Source organism: Allobosea sp. CER48, from assembly GCF_044752385.1.
Taxonomy (GTDB): domain Bacteria; phylum Pseudomonadota; class Alphaproteobacteria; order Rhizobiales; family Beijerinckiaceae; genus Allobosea.
In genome coordinates this window covers 1-4,236 of sequence record NZ_JBIWYK010000275.1, presented here as the reverse complement: position 1 = coordinate 4,236, position 4,236 = coordinate 1, and the positions used below count along the sequence as shown (strand labels likewise).

Sequence of the window (4,236 nt, the reverse complement as noted above, 5' to 3'; positions counted from 1 at the left end):
TGAACACCGCGGCGAACAGCCATATCCGCAATGTTCACGAAGCTTTGAGCGCCGCCATTCCCGGCGCGCTCGACGCCTTCTACGATCAGGTGCGCGCCTTTCCGGAAACCCGCAGCTTCTTCGGCAGCGACGCGCATATCGAGGCGGCCAAGCAGCGCCAGAAGCAGCACTGGGGCGGCATCGCCACCGGCAATTTCGACGAGAACTACGTCGCCGCCGTCACCCGCATCGGCAAGGTCCATGCCCGCATCGGACTGGAGCCACGCTGGTATATCGGCGGCTATGCGCTGATCCTCGAGAAGCTGCTCGGCGCTGTTCTGGAAGCGCGCTGGCCGAAGAACGCGCTCGGCCGGCGCATGCCCGGCGCCGATGAGCGCAGCGCCGAGATCGGCGCCATCGTCAAGGCCGCCATGCTCGACATGGACTATGCCATCACCGTCTATCTCGAGGCTTCGGAGGCTGCGCGCCTCAAGGCGGAGGCCGATGCCCACGCGATCGAGCAGGCCAAGGCCGCCGAGCGCGACCAGGCGATCGCCTGCGTCAGCAAGAGCATGGCCGCACTGGCCGAGGGCGACCTGACCCACCGCATGAGCAACGAGATCCCGGCCGAGTACGCCCAGATCCGCGAGCATTTCAACGCGGCCATGGCGCGTCTCCAGGAGATGGCGAGCACGATCAAGGCGACCTCGGTCGCAATCGCCGCCTCCTCGCAGGAGATCAACAGCGGTGCGCAGGACCTGTCGATGCGCACCGAGCAGCAGGCGTCCGCGCTCGAGGAAAGCGCGGCGACCACCGAACAGCTGGCCGCCTCGGTCAAAACCTCCTCGCAGGCTTCGCGCGAATCCGTGGCGCTCGCCGACGAGGCCGCCGACGTTGCCCGCACCGGCGGCAACATCGTCAAGGACGCCGTCGAGGCGATGGCCCGGATCGAGGGCGCCTCGAAGCGCATCTCCGAGATCACCGACGTGATCGACGGCATCGCCTTCCAGACGAACCTGCTCGCTCTCAACGCGGCCGTCGAGGCGGCGCGCGCCGGCGAGGCCGGCCGCGGCTTCGCCGTGGTCGCTGCCGAGGTTCGCGCGCTGGCCCAGCGCTCGGCCGAAGCGGCCAAGGACATCACCGGCCTGATCGCCTCCTCCGACGTCGAGGTCGCCGAAGGCGTCAAGCTCGTCAGGCAGGCCGGCGAAACGCTCAGCCGCATCGTCGCCGCATCCGCCAAGGTGTCGAGCACGGTCGAGGAAATCGCGTCGGCGGCGGGCGAACAGGCCAACGGCATCGACGAGATGAGCCAGACCGTCAGCCACATGGACGAGATCACGCAGCAGAACGCCGCGCTGGCCGAGCAGAGCGCCGCCTCCGCGCGGACGCTGCTTGACCAGATCGAGCAGCTCAACCGCCTCGTCGCCGCCTTCCGGACCGAGCCGCAGCACCAGCCCGGCCGCCGCGGCGCGGCCTAAGCGTCTGCGCCGTCAACTCGCGAGACGCCAGACCGAACTACGCTTGATCTCGGCGTCTTCCAGGGCGCGCGTCACCGGCACCTGATAGGTGGCGACCGCCTCGAGCCGGCTCTTCGGCAGGTAGCTCCGGCCGGGATCGCCGATCAGCACGGTGGCGCCGCGCGCCGACAGGGCCGAGAGCCAGGCGATCACGCGCTCGGCCATGTCGCGCTCGTAACAGACGTCGCCCGCGCAGACGACATCCCAGCCCTCGTCGCGGCCGATGAGGTCGTCGGCCCGCGCCGTCACCGCGACGCCGTTGGCCGCCGCATTGATGCCGATCGCGGCAACGGCGAAGGCATCGATGTCGCAGCCCTCGACCCGCGCCGCGCCCGATCTCGCGGCGGCGATCGCGACCAGTCCCGAGCCGGAAGCGAAATCGAGCACGCGCCGGCCCGCGACGACTTCGCGGTTGTCGAGCAGATAGCGCGCCAGCGCCTGCCCGCCGGCCCAGGCGAAGGCCCAGAACGGCGGCGGCAGGCCGATCACCGCGAGCTCGTCCTCCGTCTTCTGCCAGAGCTCGGTCGCCTCCTCGGCCACATGCAGCGCGATCTCCGGCGCATGCGGCACCGGCATCAAGCGCGTATGCGTGCGGATGAAGCCGTCCCGATCGAGCGTCGCGCCCGGCTCGCTCATGCCACCCGCTCCACCGTGGGGGTGGCGAGAAGTCCCTGATAGAGCGCCTTCACCGCATTCATCACGTCGCGCTCGGTATGGCCGTCGAGCAGGCGCGCGCGCGCATTCGCGCCCATCCGCTCCGCGAGGCCGGGCGCGCCGGCAAAGGTGACCAGTGCCTTGGCCAGCGCGGCCGCGTCATCGACCGGGACCACCATGCCGTCCTGCCCCTCGCGGACGAAGCTGCGACAGCCCGGAACATCCGTCGTCAGGATCGGCCGGCCGCAGGCGGCGGCTTCCAGGATCGTGCGCGGCAGGCCCTCGCCACCGCGGGAGGGCAGGATGCAGAGATGATGCGCCTTCCACACCGCCTCGACATCCCGCGTCGGGCCGGCCCAGTGAATGCCGGGCCGCGCCGCCCATTCCTTCAGCCTCGCCTCGGGGATCGCCTTGGGATTGGACGCGTCGGGCGCGCCGTGGATGGTGAGCTCGACCCTGGCGCCATCGGCGCGGGCGAGCCTGACCGCCTCGACCGCGAGATCGACCCCCTTCGACCAGAGCATGCGCGCCACGAGCGCGACCTTGAGCGGCGGCGCCGGCGGCATCGGCGACGGCATCAGGATGAGCGGGTCGACGCCGGCACCGCCGACGATCGCGACCTTGGAAGCGTCCTGCGGATCCAGGCCCAGCGTCACCGGATCGTCCGGGTTCTCGAACAGGAAGCGCACATGCCGCCCGTCGATCGCGCCGCGCAGCCACGCGATCGCCGCGAAGCGGGCGGCTGCGGCCAGAAACCCCTGCCGGGCGCCGAGAAAGCCGAGCCCGGTCAGGGCATAGACGCGCCGGTCGACGCCGGCGAGCTTGCCCGCAAGGCCGGCCAGCGCGATAGGCTTCAGCGCGATGCAATGCAGGATTTCGGGCTTCTCTGCCGCGATCAGGCGCTTCAGCGCGCCGATCTGCTGGTACAACGCCCGCGGATCGAGGCTGCGCCGCTCGGCCTCCAGCGCGATCAGCCGCGCCCCGGCCGCTTCGATCACGCGGCGATGCTTGCGCTCGCGCGCGATGACGGCGACATCGAGTCCGAGCTCGCGCGCCGCCCGCGCCATCGGCAGGAAATGCGAGGCGAAGAACCAGTCCTCGGTGGCGACGAACAGAAGTTTTTGGCGCGGCATGGCGCCATCAGGCCGATGCGGCGCCGCAGGTCAAGCCCGACGCCGATCAGGGCCGCGCCGTCGCGACCGGCAACACGCGGGCCAACGCAGCAGCCGGATCGATCCGCCCGGCACCGAAGACCGGGTCCCTGCCCTTCGAGCCGAGATCGGCGGCACTCTCGGCGAGGATCCGGCGGGCGCTTTCGGGATCCAGCTCCGGCTGCTTCTCCAGCAGCAGGGCGACCAGCCCGGAGACATGGGCGGCCGCGATCGAGGTACCGGAGGTGAAGGCGTATCGCCCGGCGGGTTCCGCCGTCAGCACATCGACGCCGGGGGCGGCGACGGTGATGTAGCCGCCGCGGTTGGCATCGGCGAAGACCCTGTCGTCGGCATCCGTGGCCGTCACGGCGATGACGCTCGGATCGGCGCCGGGATAGAGCGGCGCAGAGCGGATGCCGCCATTGCCGGCTGCGGCGACGGCGATCACCCCGCGTTCCTTCGCCCCCGCCAGCGCCTTCGACAGCAGGCGATCCTGCGGCCCCGCGAAACTGAGATTGACCACCTTGGCGCGCTGTTGAACCACCCAGTCCAGCGCCGTCAGGATCTGGAAGGACTTGCCGTTCGCCGATGTCGTCTGCGTGCCGCCGAAGGCGCGCGCGACGATCAGCCGGGCGCCGGGCGCGATGCCTTGCAACTCGCCATGCGCGACGATCGCGGTCGCCATCGAGGTGCCATGCGCATGCGGCGTCGCCAGCCCGTCGACGGCGTCGAGATAGGCGAGGACCGATCCGCTGATCTCGGGATGCTCCATATCGACACCGGAATCGATCAGCGCGACCCGGATGCCGCGGCCGAGCGCGAACTTGCGCGCCTCCGCGAGCCTGAGCTTGTCGACGACATATTGCGGCGGCAACACCCGGCGCACGGCAGCGCCGCCGCGCGCAGCCGTCTCCGCGGCGCCGGGGCGCAGCTCC

The 4,236-nt window shown here is 70.8% G+C and carries 4 protein-coding genes; 1 reads left to right on the top strand and 3 read right to left on the bottom strand.

Going from position 1 to position 4,236, the window contains the following annotated elements:
* A partial coding sequence (locus tag ACIPIA_RS11160) for a methyl-accepting chemotaxis protein (RefSeq protein WP_400509468.1) occupies nt 1-1,457 on the top strand: 1,457 nt, incomplete at its 5' end.
* 12 nt (nt 1,458-1,469) lie between these two features.
* Here ACIPIA_RS11160 and ACIPIA_RS11155 read toward each other — a convergent pair.
* The 3 genes from ACIPIA_RS11155 to ACIPIA_RS11145 form a co-directional block, all read right to left on the bottom strand.
* Nucleotides 1,470-2,132 carry a class I SAM-dependent methyltransferase gene (locus tag ACIPIA_RS11155; RefSeq protein WP_400509466.1) on the bottom strand — a complete coding sequence of 221 codons (663 nt, stop codon included), beginning with the start codon at nt 2,130-2,132 and terminating at the stop codon, nt 1,470-1,472.
* Nucleotides 2,129-3,283: a glycosyltransferase gene (locus tag ACIPIA_RS11150; RefSeq protein ID WP_400509464.1), complete on the bottom strand. Its 1,155-nt coding sequence runs from the start codon at nt 3,281-3,283 to the stop codon at nt 2,129-2,131. The genes ACIPIA_RS11155 and ACIPIA_RS11150 overlap by 4 nt, the downstream gene beginning before the upstream one ends.
* Nucleotides 3,284-3,329: 46 nt before the next feature.
* On the bottom strand, nt 3,330-4,236 hold a 907-nt coding region (locus ACIPIA_RS11145; RefSeq protein WP_400509463.1), incomplete at its 5' end, for a S8 family serine peptidase.